The organism is Pseudomonas sp. GQ91 (genome assembly GCF_059758795.1).
In genome coordinates this window covers 24,719-43,805 of the sequence record NZ_JCAXED010000011.1, presented here as the reverse complement: position 1 = coordinate 43,805, position 19,087 = coordinate 24,719, and the positions used below count along the sequence as shown (strand labels likewise).

Here is a 19,087-nt window from a genome sequence, read left to right as displayed (position 1 = left end):
CGAGGACACTTCGCGAATCGACGTGTGAATCCGCTCTACAAAGCGATTGAAGGCCAGGCCGAGAATGCCGAATTCGTCGTGATTATTGATGCTCAGGCGGCGTGTCAGGTCGCCTTCGCCATTGGCGATGTCTTCCATGGCTCGCGTCATGACATGCAGCGGTTGCAGCAGCACACGGATCAGCATGCCCAGCAGGGCGATGATGATCGCCACGGCAATCAGCGTGGCGACAATGGCTGAAGTGCGAAACTCGCTGAGCATGCTGAAGGATTTGTCTTTATCCACCGACAGGCCGATATACCAGTTTACCGACGGCAGTCCTTTGATCGGGGCGAAGGTGACGATGCGGGTTTTGCCGTCAACCTCGACTTCGCTGAAGTCAGCGCTGATTTTCGGCGTATCGGTCGGATAGACGTCACTCAGGGATTTCATCACCAGGTCTTTATTCGGGTGTACCAGCACTTTGCCGTCGGCGCTGACCAGGAATGCGTAGCCCATGCCATCGAAATCCAGCGCGCCGATGTTGTCCACCAGGGTTTGCAGGCTCAGGTCGCCACCGACCACGCCAACGCTTTGTCCCGCCTTGATGCTCGGGGTGGCGATGGAAATGATCAATTGGCCGGTGGCCGCATCGATGTAGGGTTCGGTCAGGGTTGAGCCGTTGCTGCTCAAGGCGCCTTTGTACCAGGGCCGGACACGCGGATCGAAGCCTTCGGGCATTTTGGTGTCGGGGCGTATGGTGAAGCCACCGTTGCTGTCGCCCAGATAGGTAGCCATGAACGATGACGTCAGGGATTTCTGTTCCAGCAGGCTGGCCACGGCTGCCGGCTGAGGATTGATCGCGATGTTTTGTGCGGCGTTTTCCACCAGGATAATGCGCCCGCTGAGCCAGGTCTGGATATTGCCGGCGGTTACATCGCCCATTTCATGCAGATAACTTTCGAGGTCGTCGCGAATCGCATTGCGTTGCAGGTAGTCGTTGTACAGGGTGAACAACGCAAAAGCGGCAATCACGATAAGGGCGGCGGCGAGCAGGATTTTGTGGCTGAAGCGCAGATTTTTATTCATGGCTTGTGGGGTCCGCTAAGGTCTTAATGTCCGAGCGCGCGCTCTGGTGCGAACGCGCAAAATGGCAGCGTTAAAAAAAGTGTGATATTTCCATCTGCTCCTGCAGGAATTATCCGGTCTAGCGGTTTTAGACTTTTTCGGTCTCTTGCTTCATTTGTATCGACCGTGTGGCGCTAAAGATTAACCATGGGTGACAAAATGCCTGACTCATCGCAACTCCTGATTGGTGCGGACCTCGACGTCCAGCCGATCGCCCAGGCCATGCGCCTGGCTAACCGTCATGGCTTGATCGCCGGTGCTACAGGAACCGGCAAGACCGTGACCTTGCAGCGTCTTGCCGAAGCATTCAGTGATGCCGGGGTCGCGGTATTCGCCGCGGACATCAAGGGTGACCTGTGTGGCCTGGGTGCCGCGGGCAACCCCCAGGGCAAAGTGGCCGAGCGGATCGCCGGCATGCCGTTCCTGAACTACACGCCCCAGGCGTATCCGGTGACGTTGTGGGATATCCACGGTCAGTCTGGTCATCCTCTTCGTACGACCTTGAGTGAAATGGGGCCGCTTCTGTTGGGTAGCCTGCTGGAACTGACTGACAGTCAGCAGTCGACCTTATATGCCGCCTTTAAAGTGGCGGATCGCGAAGGCCTGCTGCTGCTGGATCTCAAAGACCTCAAGGCGCTGCTCAATCACCTGAAGTTCCACCCGGAGCTGTTGGGCGACGACGCGGCGTTGATGACCACCGGTTCCAGCCAGGCGTTGCTGCGACGCCTGGCAGTGCTCGAACAGCAAGGCGCAGAAGCCTTGTTCGGCGAACCCGCGTTGCAACTGGAAGATATTCTGCAACCGGCCAGCGATGGTCGCGGGCGCATTCATCTGCTGGACGCCAGCCGACTGGTACACGAATCGCCGAAGGTCTATGCGACGTTCTTGCTGTGGTTGCTGGCGGAGCTGTTCGAGCAACTCCCCGAGCGCGGCGATGCTGAAAAGCCGCTGCTGGCGCTGTTTTTCGATGAGGCGCACTTGCTGTTTGCCGACACGCCCAAGGCGTTGCAGGAACGCCTGGAGCAAGTGGTGCGGTTGATTCGCTCCAAAGGGGTGGGGGTGTACTTTGTCACCCAGTCGCCTGGGGACTTGCCGGACAGCGTCCTGGCGCAATTGGGGTTGCGCGTCCAGCACGGTCTGCGGGCGTTCACCACCAAGGAACAGAAATCCCTGCGAGCCGTAGCCGATGGCTTCCGGCCGAACCCGGCGTTTGATGCCCTGGCGGTACTGACCGAGCTGGGGACGGGTGAGGCGCTGGTGGGGACGTTGCAGGAAAAAGGTACACCTGAGGTCGTCCAACGCGTGCTGGTGGCGCCGCCGCAATCGCGGATCGGGCCGTTGACCGAGGCCGAACGTGCCGCGTTGATTGCCAGTTCGTCGCTATTGGGGCGTTATGACAAGCCGGTTGACCGCGAGTCAGCCTATGAAGTGCTGATGGCGCGCAAGGACCTGGGCAAGCAAGCCGACGTCTCGCCTGAGGCGCAAGAGCCGAATTTCGTCGACAAGGCCGGGGCGTTTCTGGGAACCACCGCGGGCAAGGCCTTGAAATCGGCCATGCAACAGGCGGCCAATCAGATGGGCCGGCAGTTGGTGCGCGGGCTGCTGGGGTCTTTGCTTGGTGGCAGCAAGCGTAAATAGTCATCAAGTTTAGGTGATTAACTGTGGGAGCGGGCTTGCTCGCGATAGCGCTGTACCAGTCGATAAATTCGTTGACTGACACTCCGTAATCGCGAGCAAGCCCGCTCCCACATTGGATTGCGTGTAATCTTCAGGCCTTGGGTTTGGCGTGACTGGCCAGGCGTTCCAGCGCTGCCCGCAGCTTGGGATCGGTAATCCCGTCCGCCGTGGCCTGGATGGTCTCGGCGGCATTGACCGACAAATCCATCGTATGCCCCACCGCGCCTTGCTGCACGGTGGGTGGCTGGACCTTGAACTGGATGCGCGTCAGGCTGGCGAATACATCAAACGCCTGCAACTGGCGCTGCAAGCGTTTTTGCTGATAGCGCAGGCGGGTCGCCCAATGCCCGTCGGTGAGAATCAGCAGCAACGTGCCTTCACGCCAGGAGGCCACGTGACAATGTTCGCGGGCCGCAGGCTGCAGCTGGCTTTCCAGCAGGCGCTGCAAATGACCCAGGCGTTGCGCGTGACCAAAGATGGCTTTTAAAGGCTTGGCTTCGCGAAGCAACACGGCGGGAGCGCGGGCCGTCAGTGGGCGAAATGCCATATTCAGACACCTTGAGTAACAGAGCCGCCATGGTAGCAGAAAGCACCTGCGTCACCGTGGTCATTGCTTTGTCGGCGGTTTATCCATGAAATCAATAAGTAACTTCTCGCTCGTATGGGTTGAAGTTCAGCAAAAAGCCCTTATTTTAAACAAGCCCTCCTGGAGAGCCGAGCCTGCATCACTGAACAACGCCACTTTCTTCACCCTCGTTTCCGGGTAGAATGCGCGTTCGCATGCGGCCGTGAGGGCTGCTCGGGCCACTCACGGTGCGCCCTCCATCCCTAAGTGTGGAAGAACCTGCCGATATGTTTGCGCCTTTGTTAAAGAAACTTTTTGGAAGCAAGAATGAGCGCGAAGTCAAACGCATGCTCAAGACAGTGCAGTTGGTCAATGCCTTCGAAGAGCAGATGGTTGCCCTTTCGGACGAGCAATTGCGCGCCAAGACCGAAGAGTTCAAGGCCCGCATAGCCAAAGGTGAAACCCTCGACAAGCTGCTTCCCGAAGCCTTTGCGGTTGCCCGTGAAGCCGGCAAGCGCGTCATGGGCATGCGCCATTTCGACGTTCAGTTGATCGGCGGCATGACCCTGCACGAAGGCATGATTGCCGAAATGCGTACCGGTGAAGGCAAGACCCTGGTGGCCACGTTGGGTGTTTACCTCAACGCGCTGTCCGGCAAGGGCGTGCATGTGGTAACGGTGAACGACTACCTGGCCCGCCGGGACGCCAACTGGATGCGTCCGCTCTATGAGTTCCTCGGCTTGACCGTCGGCGTGGTAACGCCGTTCCAGCCGCCGGAAGAAAAGCGTGCCGCCTACGCCGCTGATATCACCTACGGCACCAACAACGAATTCGGTTTCGACTACCTGCGCGACAACATGGCGTTCAGCATGGAAGAAAAATTCCAGCGTGAACTCAACTTTGCCGTGATCGACGAAGTCGACTCCATCCTCATCGACGAAGCGCGTACCCCGTTGATCATTTCGGGCCAGGCCGAGGACAGCTCGCGCCTCTACACCGAAATCAACAAGCTTATCCCGCGTCTTGAGCAACACATCGAAGAAGTGGAAGGCGTGGTGACCAAAGAAGGTCATTACTCGATTGACGAGAAGACCCGTCAGGTCGAGCTCAACGAAGCCGGCCACCAGTTCGTCGAGGAGATGTTGACTCAGGTCGGCTTGCTGGCTGAAGGCGAGAGCCTGTATTCGGCGCATAACCTGGGCCTGCTGACCCACGTGTATGCCGGCCTGCGCGCTCACAAGCTGTTCAATCGCAATGTCGAGTACATCGTCCAGGACGGCCAGGTTGTACTGGTCGACGAACACACCGGTCGTACCATGCCCGGACGTCGTCTGTCGGAAGGCCTGCACCAGGCCATCGAAGCCAAGGAAATGCTCAACATCCAGGCCGAGAGCCAGACGTTGGCATCAACGACCTTCCAGAACTACTTCCGCCTGTACAACAAGCTGTCCGGCATGACCGGTACCGCTGACACCGAAGCGTTCGAATTCCACCAGATCTACGGTCTGTCGGTGATGGTTATCCCGCCGAACAAACCTCTGGCGCGTAAAGACTATAACGACCTGGTGTTCCTGACGGCCGAAGAGAAATACGCGGCCATTGTCGCCGACATCAAGGAATGCATGGCCCAGGGCCGTCCGGTACTGGTGGGTACCGCGACCATCGAAACCTCCGAGCACATGTCCGGCCTGCTGAATAAGGAAGGCATCGAGCACAAGGTCCTCAACGCCAAGTTCCACGAGAAAGAGGCCGAGATCATTGCCCAGGCCGGCCGCCCCGGTGCGCTGACCATCGCCACCAACATGGCCGGTCGTGGTACCGACATCCTGTTGGGCGGCAACTGGGAAGTGGAAGTGGCCTCCCTGGACAACCCGACTCCCGAGCAGATCGCCCAGATCAAGGCCGACTGGCAGAAGCGTCACCAGCAAGTGCTGGAGTCCGGTGGCTTGCAGGTCATTGCTTCCGAACGTCATGAATCGCGCCGTATCGACAACCAGTTGCGGGGTCGTGCCGGTCGTCAGGGTGACGCCGGTTCCAGCCGTTTCTACCTGTCCCTGGAAGACAGCCTGATGCGCATCTTCGCATCGGATCGCGTGAAGAACTTCATGAAGGCCCTGGGCATGCAGTCCGGTGAAGCGATTGAGCACCGCATGGTGACCAATGCCATCGAAAAGGCGCAACGCAAGGTCGAAGGCCGCAACTTCGATATCCGTAAGCAATTGCTGGAGTTCGATGACGTCAACAACGAACAGCGTAAAGTGATTTATCACATGCGTAACACGTTGCTGGCCGCCGACAACATTGGCGAAACCATTGCCGACTTCCGCCAGGACGTGCTGAACGCCACTGTTTCCGCGCATATCCCCCCGCAATCGCTGCCTGAGCAGTGGGACGTGGCTGGCCTGGAGGCCGCGTTGAAGAGCGACTTCGGTGTCGACTTGCCGGTCCAGCAATGGCTCGACGAAGACGATCATCTGTACGAAGAAACTCTGCGTGAAAAACTGATGGCCGAACTGTTGGCCGCGTACAACGAGAAAGAAGAACAGGCGAGCGCCGAAGCGCTGCGCACCTTCGAGAAACAAATTGTGCTGCGCGTGCTCGACGACCTGTGGAAAGACCACTTGTCGACCATGGATCACCTGCGTCACGGTATCCATTTGCGTGGCTACGCCCAGAAGAACCCGAAGCAGGAGTACAAGCGCGAGTCGTTCACGCTGTTCTCCGAGTTGCTGGATTCGATCAAGCGCGATTCGATTCGTGTGCTGTCCCACGTTCAGGTACGCCGCGAAGACCCGATCGAAGAAGAAGCGCGCCTGCGCCAGGAAGCCGAAGCCCTGGCCGCACGCATGCAGTTCCAGCACGACGAGGCCCCCGGCCTTGACGCGCCTCAGGTGCTGGGTGAGGAGGCCGATATGGCTGATGTCGCCCAGGCACCTGTGCGCAACGAGCAGAAGTTGGGCCGCAACGAGCCATGCTGGTGCGGTTCCGGCAAGAAGTTCAAGCACTGCCACGGCGAAATCAACTAAGATTTTCGCCTGACGCTGCAACACCCCGCGCCGCGACCGGCTTCAGCCGTCGCGGCGTTTTGCCATTATTTCTCCGTCGACGACGACGGCGCAGACATCACTTTTCTTGAGGAGCGCATTCATGGCTGTTGGTCTTGGTCCTTTGCCCACGCTGCACCCGGTGGCCGGTTTTGAACTCGGTATTGCTTCGGCCGGCATCAAGCGCCCGGGGCGCAAGGATGTGGTGGTGATGCGCTGTGCCGAAGGTTCGACTGTCGCCGGAGTGTTTACCCTCAATGCCTTCTGCGCGGCGCCGGTGATTCTCGCCAAGCAACGTGTCGAAGGCGAGGTGCGCTACCTGTTGACTAACACCGGCAATGCCAACGCCGGTACCGGCGAGCCTGGCCTGGCCGCCGCCGCCCGGACTTGTGCCAGGCTCGCGGCACTGGCGGGTGTCGAGGCCAACCAGATCCTGCCGTACTCCACCGGCGTGATCGGCGAACCGCTGCCGGTGGAAAAGATCGAAGGCGCGCTGCAGGCGGCGCTGGATGACCTGTCCGAGGATAACTGGGCGGCCGCGGCCACCGGGATCATGACCACCGACACCCTGCCCAAGGGTGCCAGTCGCCAGTTCGTGCATGACGGCGTCACCGTCACCGTCACCGGCATCAGCAAAGGCGCCGGCATGATCCGCCCGAACATGGCGACCATGCTTGGCTACATCGCCACCGACGCCAAAGTCTCGCGTGACGTGCTGCAAAACCTGATGCTGGACGGCGCCAACAAGTCGTTCAACCGCATCACTATCGACGGCGATACGTCGACCAACGACTGCTGCATGTTGATCGCGACCGGCAAAGCCGATGTGCCGCCCATCACCTCCTCCAACGGGCCGTTGTTTGCCGCGCTGAAGCAGGCGGTGTTCGAAGTGTGCATGGAAGTGGCCCAGGCCATCGTGCGCGACGGCGAAGGCGCGACCAAATTCGTCACCGTTGAAGTCAATGGCGGCGGCAATCATCAGGAATGCCTGGACGTCGGTTACACCGTGGCCCATTCGCCGCTGATCAAGACCGCGTTGTTTGCTTCCGACCCGAACTGGGGGCGCATTCTGGCGGCCGTCGGGCGTGCCGGTGTGCCGAACCTCGACGTCAGCCAGATCGACGTGTTCCTGGGCGACGTGTGTATCGCGAGCAAGGGCGCACGCGCTGAGACCTACACCGAAGCACAAGGCTCGGCAGTGATGCAGCAGGCAGAGATCACTATCCGCATCGAGTTGGGGCGCGGTGAATGCAGCGAGACCATCTGGACCACTGATCTGTCCCACGAGTATGTGAAGATCAACGCCGAATACCGCACCTGATACGGGAGTGGCGGGCGGGGCTGCCTGGCAGCCCTGACATTCAAGGCTGGGTGAGAGGGCGTAGTAGGGTGAAACGAGTTCATGTAGCAGCAGCGGTCATTCGGGGTGTCGACGGCAGGATTCTGCTGGCGCGTCGCGCGGATACCCAGCATCAGGGCGGCCTTTGGGAGTTTCCCGGTGGCAAGGTGGAGGCCGATGAAACGGTTGTCGCGGCGCTGGGTCGAGAGTTGCAGGAAGAGTTGGGTATCCAGGTCACCACGAGCCGGCCGTTGATCAAAATTCAGCATGACTATCCGGACAAGCAGGTGTTGCTGGATGTCTGGGAGGTCAGCGGGTTTACCGGCGAGCCCCACGGCGTGGAAGGGCAGCCCATTGAGTGGGTCGCCCAACGGGACTTGATCAACTACGCGTTTCCGGCGGCGAATGCACCTATCGTCGCGGCCGCCCGTTTGCCCGCCGAGTACCTGATCACGCCGGGCGAGCTGGAAACCCCGACCCTGTTGCGCGGGATACAGCGAGCCATTGCTGGCGGAATCAGGCTGGTGCAACTGCGCGCGCCCAACGGCTACGATCCGAAGTACCGGGATTTGGCGGTGGACGCTGTCGGTCTGTGTGCCGGCAAGGCGCAATTGATGCTCAAGGGGCCATTTGAATGGCTGGGTGATTTTCCTTCCGCGGGCTGGCACATGACGTCGGCGCAACTGCGCAAGTACGCCAGCAAGGGACGCCCGTTGCCCAAGGATCGCTGGCTGGCGGCGTCCTGCCATAACGCTGAGGAACTGGCGCTGGCCGAATTGATGGACGTGGATTTCGTCACGCTGTCACCCGTGCAACCGACCCAGACCCATCCCGATGCCCAGCCGCTGGGTTGGGAGCAGGCGAGGCAGTTGATCAGTGGGTTCAGCAAGCCCGTCTTTCTGTTGGGTGGCGTCGGGCCGGCGGAGCGGGAAAAAGCGTGGGACGCGGGGGCTCAAGGTGTCGCGGGGATTCGGGCGTTCTGGCCTGAGGTTTGAGGTGTCTTATCGGGCCTCATCACGAGCAAGCCCGCTCCCACATTGGACCGAGTTCCAACTTTGGAATGCAGTCGAATGTGGGAGCGGGCTTGCTCGCGATAAGGTCGATAACACACTACAAAACCCAGCAGAATGTCAGTGCGGCTTAGCCGCCGCCTGCCACAAAACCTCTGCAACCCCCTGCCGCCTGGCAATCACCCTCGCTGCCACAAACAGCAGATCCGATAGTCGATTGATATACGCCAAGCCCACCCCCTCCAACGGTTCCAGCGCATTCAACTGCTGGCACCTGCGTTCCGCGCTGCGGGCCAGGCTCCTGCAGATGTGCGCCTGGGCGATCAAGGCCGAACCACCTGGCATGATGAAGTTCTCCAGCGGGCCGACCTCGTCATTCCAGCGATCAATGGCTGCTTCCAGCCGATCAACCTCACCGGCATTCAGCGCCTTGTACACCGGCATCGCCAGCTCGCCACCGAGATCGAACAGACGGTGCTGGCACGGTGTGAGGACCTCGATCAGTTCCTCCAGCCCCGGATGCTCGCCACTCTGTTCTTCAAGGCCTGCCAGCAGCAGTCCCAGTTGACTGTTGAGCGTGTCGACTTCGCCAATCGCCTCTACCCGGGGATGATCCTTGGGCACGCGGCGGCCGTCACCCAGGCCGGTCTCGCCTTTATCGCCAGTTCGGGTGTAAATCTTCGACAGGCGAAAGCCCATGATCAATGCTCCTGCTGAATGAATGCTTGAGGGGGTAACTGGCTGCCCGCCAATGGCAGGCGCAAGGTGAAACACGTGCCTTGACCGAGGGTGGAGTGAACTTCCATCTGGCCTTTGTGATTGTTGGTGATGATGAAATAGGACACCGACAGCCCAAGGCCCGTGCCCTGGCCAATTTCCTTGGTGGTAAAGAAGGGTTCGAAGGTGCGTTTGCGTACGTTCTCGCTCATGCCGATGCCATTGTCTTCGACCTGAATCTCCGCCCACGGCGGGTTGAGGCGGGTCCGCAGGATGATGCGCCCCGGCTCGCCGTCATCTGCACGCTGGTGGATGGCCTGGGCGGCGTTTTTCAACAAGTTGAGCAACACTTGTTCCAACTCGTTGGCGGTGCCGGGCACCGGCCCCAACTGTGGATCGAACTGGCGGATGATCGCCTGCCCCTTGAAGTCAAAGCCAATCGCCAGGTCGAAGTCGTTGCCGGCAATCTCGACCGCCTGATCGATCAGCCCCGGCAAATCGCAGGGCGCCATCTGGCGGTTGCTGCGGCGGCTGAAGCTGAGCATATGCGTGACGATCTTTGCTGCGCGCGCGCCGGCTTGCTGGATCCCGTCAAGCAGTTGCGGGACTTCGCGGCTTTGCAGGTAGCGATTGACCGTGTCCAGCTCCACGCCTGCCTGTTCGGCGTGTTCAAGGTTTTTCGGCAGATCCGCTGACAAGCGCCGGCGAATGTTCTGTACGTTGTGCAGGATTGCTCCCAGCGGGTTATTGATCTCGTGGGCCATGCCGGCGGCAAGACCGCCGACCGAGAGCATTTTTTCCGACTGCACCATCATTTCTTCCAGCGACAGGCGCTGGGTGATGTCATCGATCCGAATCACTACCCCGCGTCCGGCGCCGCCCATCAGCGGATAAAAGGTCAGGGCATAGTGTTTGGGCTCATCGTCCTTGATCCAGGTGACGCGTTCGATGCGTTCCACGGTGTGTTCTTCCACCGCGGCCTTGAGTTGCGGCAGGTACGGCTTGAGCGGTTCGAAGGCAAGGAAGATCGGCTGGTTCAGCGCTTCGTCCAGGCGCGTGCCCGAAAGGGCGCTGGCTTCCTGGTTCCACTGGGTCACGTAGAGTTGTTCGTCCAGGGCGATCAGCGCCGATGGCATGGAGTCGATGATGCTGTTGAGGTAATTCTGAAACCCGGTGAGTTTTTTTTCGATCTTGCTGCGTACCTGGACTTCCAGCTCAAGTTTGCGATTGGTGTGGCGCGTTTCCTCGGCCAGGCCTTGAGCCTGGTCAAAGGCCGCCTGGGAATCATCGCGCGCGCGTTTGAGCTGCTGTTCGCGCGCTTCGATGCGCGACAACATGGTATTGAATGCTTCGGCCAGACTACCGATTTCGTCATGGTTGCCACGGCGCGCACGCAGGGCGTAGTTCTCTTCCCGGGTGACCTGGCGCGACAGTTCTTCCAGCTCATGGATGGGCCGTGTAATCAGCCGTTTGATTTGCCGCGCAATGATCAGCCACAGCAGCACGCTGAAGATCAGGATGCCCAGGCTGGCGGTCAAGGTGCCGGTATAGAACGCGACCGGCAGTTCGCTGCTGGCCACCAGGAGCAAATGCCCCGAGGGCTGGCCGGGTCGAGGCAAGGTAATGACCTGATTACTGCGAAACTCGGTGACCTGCCAGCCTTCGATGTGTCGGTAGTTTTCCGGCAGGTGCAACCGTTCACCCTGTTGCAGTTGAGCCAGCCGATCGCCATTGCTGTCGTACAGCGCCGCGGCGCGCAGCGGTGAATAGCTGGTCAGCTCGTTGAGCAAGGCTTCGGCCTTGGCAGGGGAGTCCAGGGCTTGAGAGGCGAGCGTCGGGTTGGACACCAGTCGACCGATAGCCTGCAAGGCCTGGGGCGCCATGCTTTCCTGGGAGATCCAGTAGGCCGCGCTGATAAAGCTCAGGTTGGCCATCAGTAGCACGGTGGTCAGCAGTGCCAGCAGGGCCGCCAGCAGTTTCTGTCCAACCGGTAGATTTTCGAGACGCTGGCGCAGTGGCATCGGTTTTTTCACAGGCAAGGAACAGGCAGGCAGGGTAGCGCGTGCGTCAGTCGCTGGGCAATCCGTGCGCATTCAGGTGGCTGACCAAGCGTACTTGCAGTTGTTGCAGGTGCGGCAGGTTCAACTGATGGCGTAAGGCCGCGCGACAGGCATAGCCAAGTAGATAACTGATTTCGGTACGCCGTCCATTGGCGACGTCCTGGTACATCGACGAATAATTGGCCGCGGTGGCCTGGATCACTCGTTCCACTTCGGTCTGCAGGTCTTGCGCCGCGGCGGGCTGGCCACAGCATTCCAACAATTGAGTCAACTCGGCGCATAAGGTCGCCACTTCGCACTGATGATCGCGCAGGTCGCCGTTGCGGCAGTGGTGCAGCACGGTCAGGGGATTGATCGCACAATTGAGTGCCAGTTTTCGCCAGAGGCGGGTGAGGATGTCGGTACTCCATTCATGGGGAATGCCGGCGGCGTGCAGCTCGTCCAGCCACAGTGGAGGCGAGGGCTGGTTCGCGTCACCCAGCCAGGTATAACCATGACCGGCAAACACCACGCGCCCATCGCTTTCGCGAAATGCGCCTTCGGTGCTGGAGGCGAAGATACAGCGCGCATGGGGCAATTGTGCGGCGACGGCGTCCTGGCTGCCCAGGCCGTTTTGCAGCAGGATCAGTTCAGCATCCGGTGTCAGGCGCTGAGCCAGTTGTGTGATCGCACCCTCTGCATCGTAGGCTTTGCACGCTACCAGCAGGCGACGAATCGGTTCGCGGCTGTCGGGTGTTTCAGCGATGACGGGATAGGTGTGGGCTTGGCCCTGTTCTACCAGGGTCAGGCCGGGGGCTGCACGGTAGCTTGCCAGGCGTATGTGATCGCGCAGTATCAGCCTGACCGGCAGGCCGGCGCGTGCCAGGCGCGTGGCCCATAGCGTGCCGAGACTGCCGGCGCCGAGGACGTGCCAGAGGGTTGACATGAGTTATTGCTCCACAAGCCGCTGGGCGAGCCGAGCAGCCCTGCGTAAAGAGTCGTTATAATGCCCGGGCATTTTACCCGCAAGCCAGGCGCGCTCCATCTCTATTGAGTCGCGCCCCTTTTTACTGGAGAAATTACATGCCGTCGTTCGACGTGGTATCTGAACTGGACAAGCACGAAGTCACCAACGCCGTCGAGAACGCCGTCAAGGAGCTGGACCGTCGTTATGATTTGAAAGGCAAGGGCAGTTTCGAGTTCAAGGAGAAGGACCTGACGGTCAATCTGACTGCGGAAGCTGATTTCCAGTTGGAAGCGATGATCGAAATTCTCAAGCTGGCCCTGGTCAAGCGCAAGATCGATGTGCAGTGCCTTGAGGTCAAGGACGCCTACGCCTCCGGCAAGCTGATGAAGCAGGAAGCTGTACTTAAAGAAGGCATCGACAAGGAGCTGGCGAAAAAGATCGTCGCTCACGTCAAGGATGCCAAGCTCAAGGTCCAGGCCGCGATTCAGGGCGAGCAGGTGCGTATCACCGGCAAAAAACGTGACGATCTGCAAGAGGCCATCGCGGCTCTGCGCGCCAAAACGTTCGACATGCCGCTGCAGTTCAATAACTTCCGCGACTGATTCGTTTGGAACCTGCGGGCGTTTTCGACGTCCGACGCCGCAGAGTCTGCAGAAACAATTGAGCCCTTCGGGGCTCAATTGCTGTGGCGATCTTTATTGCAGCCGCACATCCGGCAAACAGGAGAATATAGATGGATTTGAACGCTGAAGTGGAACACTTGGTCAAGGCCTCCCAGGCCTGGATCCCGATGCTCATGGAATACGGCAGCCGGGTATTGCTGGCTGTCATCACCCTGGCGATCGGTTGGTGGCTGATCAACAAGCTGACCCATAAAATGGGGCGCTTGCTGGCCATGCGCAATGCGGATCTGGCGTTGCAGGGCTTTGTCACCAAGCTGTCGAACATTGTGCTGAAGATCATGCTGATCATCAGCGTGGCCTCCATGATCGGGGTGGAAACCACCTCGTTTGTCGCCGCGATTGGTGGTGCGACCCTGGCCATTGGCCTTGCGCTGCAAGGCAGCCTGGCGAACTTTGCCGGTGGCGTGCTGATCCTGTTGTTCCGTCCGTTTCGCATCGGTGACTGGATCGAAGCCCAGGGCACGGCGGGTACCGTCGACAGCATCCAGATCTTCCACACGGTGATTCGTACCGGTGATAACAAGACGGTCATTGTGCCCAATGGCATTCTGTCTAACGGCATCATTACCAACACCAACCGCCAGCCAACCCGCAAGGTGATCTTTGACGTGGGCGTGGACTACGAGGCGGATCTGCAAAAGGCCCGTGAAGTCCTGCTTGAATTGGCCAAGGATCCACGCGTTCTGGCTGATCCCGAGCCGGTAGCGGTGATCTCGACCTTGGGTGACAGTTCGATCACAGTGTCCCTGCGGGCGTGGACCAAGACGTCGGATTATTGGGATGTGGTGTTCATGCTTAACGAACTGGCCCGTGACCGATTGAAAACAGTCGGGATTGATATTCCGTTTCCCCAGCGGGTTATTCGTGTCGTACAGGAAACTGCTGCCGAGTAGGAGCGAGTATTTGAATCAAGCCTGGTCGAATGGTCAGGTTTGATTCAGATTGGCAAACTAGATAGCTAGCTTGCTAGTTACAGGGTGCGGCAATCCTGAAATAAAATTGTAATAAAAAAGCCGCCCACTTGTTATCAAGTAGGCGGCTTTTTGTTAGAGCCGAAACTCTAGTTCATCGTTGTAATTAACGCGTTAATTACAGGATGTTCAGCGGGTATTGCGCGATCAGACGCAGTTCGTCGATCGATGGCGAACCGTAGTACACGCCATCGTTGGAGCGGTAGGTGGCTTGACGCAGGCGCAGGCTGAGGTCTTTGGCCGGACCTGCCTGGATCACGTACTTGGCCTCGATGTCGCGTTCCCACTCTTTACCATTCGAGGTGGTGGCGGTATTGGCGCCGCTACCGGTGATGTAACGGGTCATGAAGCTCAGGCCCGGTACGCCGAAGGTGGCCATGTTGATGTCGTAGCGCGCCTGGAAGGATTTCTCGCCTTCGGCGTTGAAGTCCGAACGGGCTACCGAGTTGGCCAGGAACACAGTACCGCCGCCGTCTACGCCGTAGCCGTAGTCGCCGTCACCGGTAACTTTCTGGGCTGCCAGGGTGAAGGTGTGCGCGCCGATGGTGTAGGCGCCCTGCAGGCTGAAGGCACGGTTGTCGAGCTTGGTGGTGCCATCGTTGTAAGCGCGTTGCAGGCCTTGGCCTTCGCTCTTGGTGTCGTAGATGTTGAAGTCTATGGCGAACGACTGGTCGTCGCTCAGGGCTTGGGTCCAGTTGAGGTTGCTGTAGTACTTGCGGAAGTAATCTTCGGTCTTCGCGTAGTACAGGCTACCGGTGAACTCTGGAGTGAACGAGTAGACACCGCCGACGAAGTCAGTCTTGGTCAGGCCCAGGCTGTCGTGGAAGGTCTGGTTTTGCGACCGGCTTGCGGTGAAGTGACCGCCTTCCAGTTTCAGGCCCTTGATCTCGTTGCTGGTGATCGAGATACCTTGTGGCAGCTCAGGCAGCAAGCGGCTGTCATCCGATGCGAATACCGGCGCGGTGGTGTACTGGTCGCCGACTTTCAAGACGGTATCGGAGATACGGAACTTGATGGCGCCGCCGCCTTTGGAGTAGTCATCCTGCGAACGACCGTCCGAGCCCTGCGGGAACAGGCCGGTACCGGCACGACCCTTACCGCTGTCGAGCTTGACGCCCAACAGGCCGATCACGTCCACACCGACACCAATGGTGCCTTGGGTGAAGCCCGACTCGTACAGGGCGTGGAAGCCCAGACCGGACTCTTCGACACGGCTCTGCGTGCCCGCCGGGTTGTTGCGGAAGTCGCGGCTAAAGTACAGGGCGCGGGTGTTGATGCTGAACGTGCTGTCTTCAACAAAGCCCTTGGACTCGTCCTGGGAGGACGCCATTGCGAACTGCGAGGTGCCTGCTGAAACAGCCAGGGCGATCATGCTCCACTTCATCACGCGCATCGTGATTTGCTCCTTTGGTTTAGGAAGAGTACTGCCGTCCCACCTGTATTTTTGTCTGGGCGGCTCTTTCTTTTTGTATCAGCGCAAATTTATAACACGCTGACAGTATTGGCGATACTTGCTCATCTGTCCTTTCAGCTTCTTTACGAAGCTGTCGTAAATTGCTCACTCCGTGTCGCAAATCCACAGTCGGTATGTAACCCGGACTGACAACTTCAACGCTGTGTTTACTAGTCTGAATGTAGGCGAAAAAAACACCCTGTTCAAAGTTTCAATATGTTCCTGATCTGCGTTGACTCACTCGTGTTCTATATAGCGTGAAACACCCGAGTCCCGTCGGATGTCGTTGTCGACGATGTGGGTGGTTATGCAACAAGCGTGCACAAAGCGGTAACTGAATGTCATTTTTTCGTGAAAAGTCTCTTTGGCCTAAAAAAACCGCATAAGCACTGGGTTTTTGCGCCGTTTGGTTTGGCCTTGACAGGGGAAGATCGCCGATTTTTGGCGCGGCGAAAAACCACTTTCGTGGAGAAACGTTACCGATTGACCCCGTGGCGTGAGTAGATGGCGAATGGGAAGTGCATGAATTGGTGCATAAATGACTCATTTTGGTGCGCGGGGCCAAGGCCTCGGAGGCGGATGTGGGAGGCAGGCGGATTGCCCGTGAAGCAGCGCTCATTCGCAGGTATGCTGGGCCTCTGAAAAATTGATTAGCCGAACGGAGTGACTGCGGTGTTCGCCCTGGATCCACGTCTGCAAAATGACACGCTGCCGATTGGGGATTACCCCTTGTGCCGGCTACTGCTGTGTAACGACTCTAACTACCTCTGGCTGATTCTGGTGCCACGCGTCGATGCTGTCAGTGAGGTGTTTCAACTCGATAGCGCCGATCAACAGCGGCTGTGGCAGGAAACCACGACCTTGGCGCAGTTGCTCGATCAGGGCTTTGCCGCTGATAAAATCAACATTGGCGCTTTGGGCAACGTCGTCAGCCAGTTACATGTGCATGTGATTGCGCGCAAGCGCGATGATGCAGCCTGGCCCGCCCCGGTCTGGGGCAAGCATCCTGCAGTGCCTTATGCCCCCGAGCAGGTGACTGCGATTCGTGCACGTCTGCGCGCGCTATTGCCCGCTGATTTCATCTTTACCCAGGATTGAGCCATGGACCTGCAAGATCGCGTGACGGACCTCGAAAGCCGCTTGGCTTTTCAGGACGACACCATAGAGACGTTGAACGACATTCTGGTCACCCAGCAGCGTGCGGTGGAGCGTTTGCAGTTGCAGATGACGGCTCTACTCAAGCGCCAGGAAGAAATGGGTGGGCAGTTCGAGGCGTCCGAAGAAGAAGCTCCGCCGCCTCATTATTGAGGGTTCGGATCAATTTCCAGGCAATAAAAAACCGCGAAGCAGCCTAGGCTGCAACGCGGTTTTTTTACGCCGCAATCAGCGCCGCGGCAAGGCCGCGATCACATCTTCAGCTTGCAGGCCTTTATCACGGTTCATCACCGAGAACTCCACGCGCTGGCCTTCCACCAGAACGCGATGACCTTCGCCACGAATAGCCCGGAAGTGGACGAAGATATCGTCCCCCGAGTCCCGGGAAATAAAGCCGAAGCCTTTAGAGGTGTTGAACCACTTGACGGTCCCGGTATCACGGTTGGTCATGTCGTAGTTTTGCGACGCGGCAGCCGGGGATGAGCGGTAGAAGCTGATGGCCAGATGAAGAATGATGGCCACCAGTGCAATCGCCAGGCTGAGCAGAACGGCCGGATGGCCGCCGACTTCAGGCATCGGCGCGAGCAACGTCAGGGTTTGTACGACAACGGCCAGCACCAGCAGGGCGCTGACCAGGTTCTGCAGTTGATGACGCGCGCCTTTGTTCCAGTAAGGAATGACTGGAGCCAGGGTCAGGTTGATAAGGCCAAAAAAGGCCAGGTAAACAGCATCGGGTTGTTGCAGGTAGGGTAGCGTCTCGGTTCTAAGGCTTGGGATAAAGGACAGCAGCAACGCTGCGGCGCCCGTTAGCAGGTGGACGATTTTCAACATTTTGATTAACTCACGTTTTAGACGGATCACAAGGAAGAGCTGATTGGCACGGTTCGCTTCTGAACAATGGGAGGCGTTGGGCACGTACGCGGGTATCAGCCTATGCCGCTGGCCGCAGAAAATAGCGGTAGCGACACGCTGCCTATTTAACAGCAAAGCCTGTGCCTACTCAAATCAAGCGTTTCAAGGCGTTGCAAGGAACAGGGCATTTGTGCGGCAAACGCTTGTCCTAGACAGTTGTAGGGCTTTTCCTTTGTCTGCGCGTGTCACGCTCGATGCGCGTGTGCTTCGCGCCGCAGGGGCGATTTGTCGCAGGTCAGCGCGGGAAGTCGGGCTGCGTAAGGCAAGTACTCTTGCTAGAGTGGGAAGGCACCTGATCAATGAAATTCCATCAATTGAAGGGGATAAACATGGCAATCGATATTGGTATCAGTGAAGAGGACCGTAAGTCCATTGTTGACGGACTTTCACGACTGCTTTCAGATACCTATGTACTTTATCTAAAGACCCATAACTTTCATTGGAACGTGACGGGGCCGCAGTTTCGTACCTTGCACTTGATGTTTGAAGAGCAATATAACGAGTTGGCGCTGGCGGTGGATTTGATTGCCGAGCGTATCCGCGCCCTGGGCTTTCCCGCGCCCGGGGCGTACTCGATCTATGCGCGTCTTTCTTCGATCAAGGAAGAAGAGGGTGTGCCCGCCGCTGAAGACATGATCAAGCAACTTGTCGAGGGGCAGGAAGCCGTTACCCGCACTGCGCGCGGGATCTTCCCGTTGCTCGATAAAGTCAGTGACGAGCCTACCGCCGACTTGTTGACCCAGCGTATGCAGGTACATGAAAAAACCGCATGGATGCTGCGTTCCCTGCTCGAAACCAAGTAAACCGCAAGGGTCAGTGGCGTCCACCCGGCGTCACTGGCTATCACCCTTCAAGCTGCCCTGCGGGCTTCCTGATTCGCCTGTTGGCTTGTCCTACGCGCATCAACTCCGTGTCTTCTGGCTGAACTTGTCTACTTGCTGTTTTATAGAACCAACGGCAAATAAAAGCAGTTTATCCAACAGCCGTTTGGCAAGGGAGTGTCAAGTGTATGTCGCGTGGAGTGGGTAATAGCGGGATGGAAATGTCCGGCATTCACAATATAAAGGTCGATCCGTTTGTCAAGGGATTCGATATGGCGCTGGCTCGACCGTTATCTCGTTCTGTCAGGCTCAATGGTTTCTCGACCTGCTTGAGGCTCGAAGAAGTGTACTGGAATATTCTCGCGGAAATAGCCAAGGTGAATACGTGTTCAATCAGTGCGCTGTTGTCCTACGTGGATCGGGAAGTACATTTGCGCCATGGCGGGGTAAAAAACTTCAGTGGCTTGGTCAGGGTGGTGTGCGTGGCTCATGTATTGAAAGGGCGGGCTTCGGTATCGCCAGTGACTCAGGCAGGCCTGGGATGAGTGTGGTGTCCGGCACTTGAGCGGTCGAGGGTCGCAACAGGTGCCGGGCCCCAACCCCCGGTCTGGCTGTCTATCTGTAAAA

General features: G+C 58.5%; 16 protein-coding genes and 1 pseudogene. 10 read left to right on the top strand and 7 right to left on the bottom strand.

Annotation, left to right across the window (positions count from 1 at the left end; all coding sequences use genetic code 11):
* Positions 1-36: 36 nt before the first annotated feature.
* Positions 37-1,068 (bottom strand): annotated as a pseudogene (locus AC6CIA_RS17425) (cache domain-containing protein); the annotation flags it as partial.
* A gap of 198 nt (positions 1,069-1,266) precedes the next feature.
* On the opposite strand from AC6CIA_RS17425, the gene AC6CIA_RS17420 reads away from it, so the two are divergent.
* The gene (locus AC6CIA_RS17420) at positions 1,267-2,745 is read left to right on the top strand and encodes a helicase HerA-like domain-containing protein (RefSeq protein WP_339530889.1); all 1,479 of its coding nucleotides are present in this window, start codon (positions 1,267-1,269) and stop codon (positions 2,743-2,745) included.
* A 130-nt stretch (positions 2,746-2,875) separates the two neighbouring features.
* On the opposite strand, the gene AC6CIA_RS17415 is transcribed toward AC6CIA_RS17420, so the two are convergent.
* Positions 2,876-3,331, bottom strand: a complete 456-nt coding sequence (locus tag AC6CIA_RS17415; RefSeq protein ID WP_498313725.1) for a DUF721 domain-containing protein — start codon at positions 3,329-3,331, stop codon at positions 2,876-2,878.
* Positions 3,332-3,636: 305 nt separating this feature from the next.
* Here AC6CIA_RS17415 and secA point away from each other — a divergent pair, with 305 nt between their 5' ends.
* From secA to AC6CIA_RS17400, 3 genes are all read left to right on the top strand, one after another.
* Entirely contained in the window at positions 3,637-6,375 is a 2,739-nt protein-coding gene (secA, locus tag AC6CIA_RS17410) for a preprotein translocase subunit SecA (protein WP_498313723.1), read from the top strand.
* Between the two features lie 121 nt (positions 6,376-6,496).
* Positions 6,497-7,714 carry a bifunctional glutamate N-acetyltransferase/amino-acid acetyltransferase ArgJ gene (gene argJ, locus AC6CIA_RS17405; RefSeq protein ID WP_498313721.1) on the top strand — a complete coding sequence of 406 codons (1,218 nt, stop codon included), beginning with the start codon at positions 6,497-6,499 and terminating at the stop codon, positions 7,712-7,714.
* Between the two features lie 68 nt (positions 7,715-7,782).
* A complete protein-coding gene (locus AC6CIA_RS17400) occupies positions 7,783-8,727 on the top strand; it encodes a Nudix family hydrolase (protein ID WP_498313719.1) in 945 nt (314 codons plus the stop codon).
* Between the two features lie 135 nt (positions 8,728-8,862).
* On the opposite strand, the gene AC6CIA_RS17395 is transcribed toward AC6CIA_RS17400, so the two are convergent.
* From AC6CIA_RS17395 to AC6CIA_RS17385, 3 genes are read right to left on the bottom strand one after another with little or no spacing between them, the layout of a single operon-like run.
* A complete protein-coding gene (locus AC6CIA_RS17395) occupies positions 8,863-9,441 on the bottom strand; it encodes a cob(I)yrinic acid a,c-diamide adenosyltransferase (RefSeq protein ID WP_339530691.1) in 579 nt (192 codons plus the stop codon).
* Between the two features lie 2 nt (positions 9,442-9,443).
* Positions 9,444-11,480, bottom strand: a complete 2,037-nt coding sequence (locus AC6CIA_RS17390) for a sensor histidine kinase (RefSeq protein WP_498313717.1) — start codon at positions 11,478-11,480, stop codon at positions 9,444-9,446.
* A gap of 46 nt (positions 11,481-11,526) precedes the next feature.
* Positions 11,527-12,444 carry a putative 2-dehydropantoate 2-reductase gene (locus AC6CIA_RS17385; RefSeq protein WP_498313715.1) on the bottom strand — a complete coding sequence of 306 codons (918 nt, stop codon included), beginning with the start codon at positions 12,442-12,444 and terminating at the stop codon, positions 11,527-11,529.
* A gap of 137 nt (positions 12,445-12,581) precedes the next feature.
* Here AC6CIA_RS17385 and AC6CIA_RS17380 point away from each other — a divergent pair, with 137 nt between their 5' ends.
* Entirely contained in the window at positions 12,582-13,067 is a 486-nt protein-coding gene (locus AC6CIA_RS17380; RefSeq protein WP_018926510.1) for a YajQ family cyclic di-GMP-binding protein, read from the top strand.
* Positions 13,068-13,198: 131 nt separating this feature from the next.
* A complete protein-coding gene (locus AC6CIA_RS17375; RefSeq protein ID WP_498313713.1) occupies positions 13,199-14,041 on the top strand; it encodes a mechanosensitive ion channel family protein in 843 nt (280 codons plus the stop codon).
* Between the two features lie 196 nt (positions 14,042-14,237).
* On the opposite strand, the gene AC6CIA_RS17370 is transcribed toward AC6CIA_RS17375, so the two are convergent.
* On the bottom strand, positions 14,238-15,512 hold the full coding sequence (locus AC6CIA_RS17370; protein WP_498313711.1) for an OprD family porin: 1,275 nt from the start codon (positions 15,510-15,512) through the stop codon (positions 14,238-14,240).
* A 732-nt stretch (positions 15,513-16,244) separates the two neighbouring features.
* Here AC6CIA_RS17370 and AC6CIA_RS17365 point away from each other — a divergent pair.
* Positions 16,245-16,670, top strand: a complete 426-nt coding sequence (locus tag AC6CIA_RS17365) for an HIT domain-containing protein (RefSeq protein ID WP_498313710.1) — start codon at positions 16,245-16,247, stop codon at positions 16,668-16,670.
* 3 nt (positions 16,671-16,673) lie between these two features.
* On the top strand, positions 16,674-16,880 hold the full coding sequence (locus AC6CIA_RS17360; protein WP_339530702.1) for a SlyX family protein: 207 nt from the start codon (positions 16,674-16,676) through the stop codon (positions 16,878-16,880).
* 75 nt (positions 16,881-16,955) lie between these two features.
* Here AC6CIA_RS17360 and AC6CIA_RS17355 read toward each other — a convergent pair whose 3' ends face one another.
* Positions 16,956-17,558 (bottom strand): cold-shock protein, encoded by a 603-nt coding sequence (locus AC6CIA_RS17355; RefSeq protein WP_498313708.1) that lies wholly within the window; start codon positions 17,556-17,558, stop codon positions 16,956-16,958.
* A 410-nt stretch (positions 17,559-17,968) separates the two neighbouring features.
* Between AC6CIA_RS17355 and AC6CIA_RS17350 the strand changes: the two genes are divergently transcribed.
* Both AC6CIA_RS17350 and AC6CIA_RS17345 read left to right on the top strand, forming a co-directional pair.
* Positions 17,969-18,442: a Dps family protein gene (locus AC6CIA_RS17350; protein ID WP_084380400.1), complete on the top strand. Its 474-nt coding sequence runs from the start codon at positions 17,969-17,971 to the stop codon at positions 18,440-18,442.
* A 206-nt stretch (positions 18,443-18,648) separates the two neighbouring features.
* Positions 18,649-19,005, top strand: coding sequence for a ribbon-helix-helix domain-containing protein (locus AC6CIA_RS17345; protein ID WP_498313706.1), 357 nt, complete (start codon positions 18,649-18,651; stop codon positions 19,003-19,005).
* Positions 19,006-19,087 lie beyond the last annotated feature (82 nt).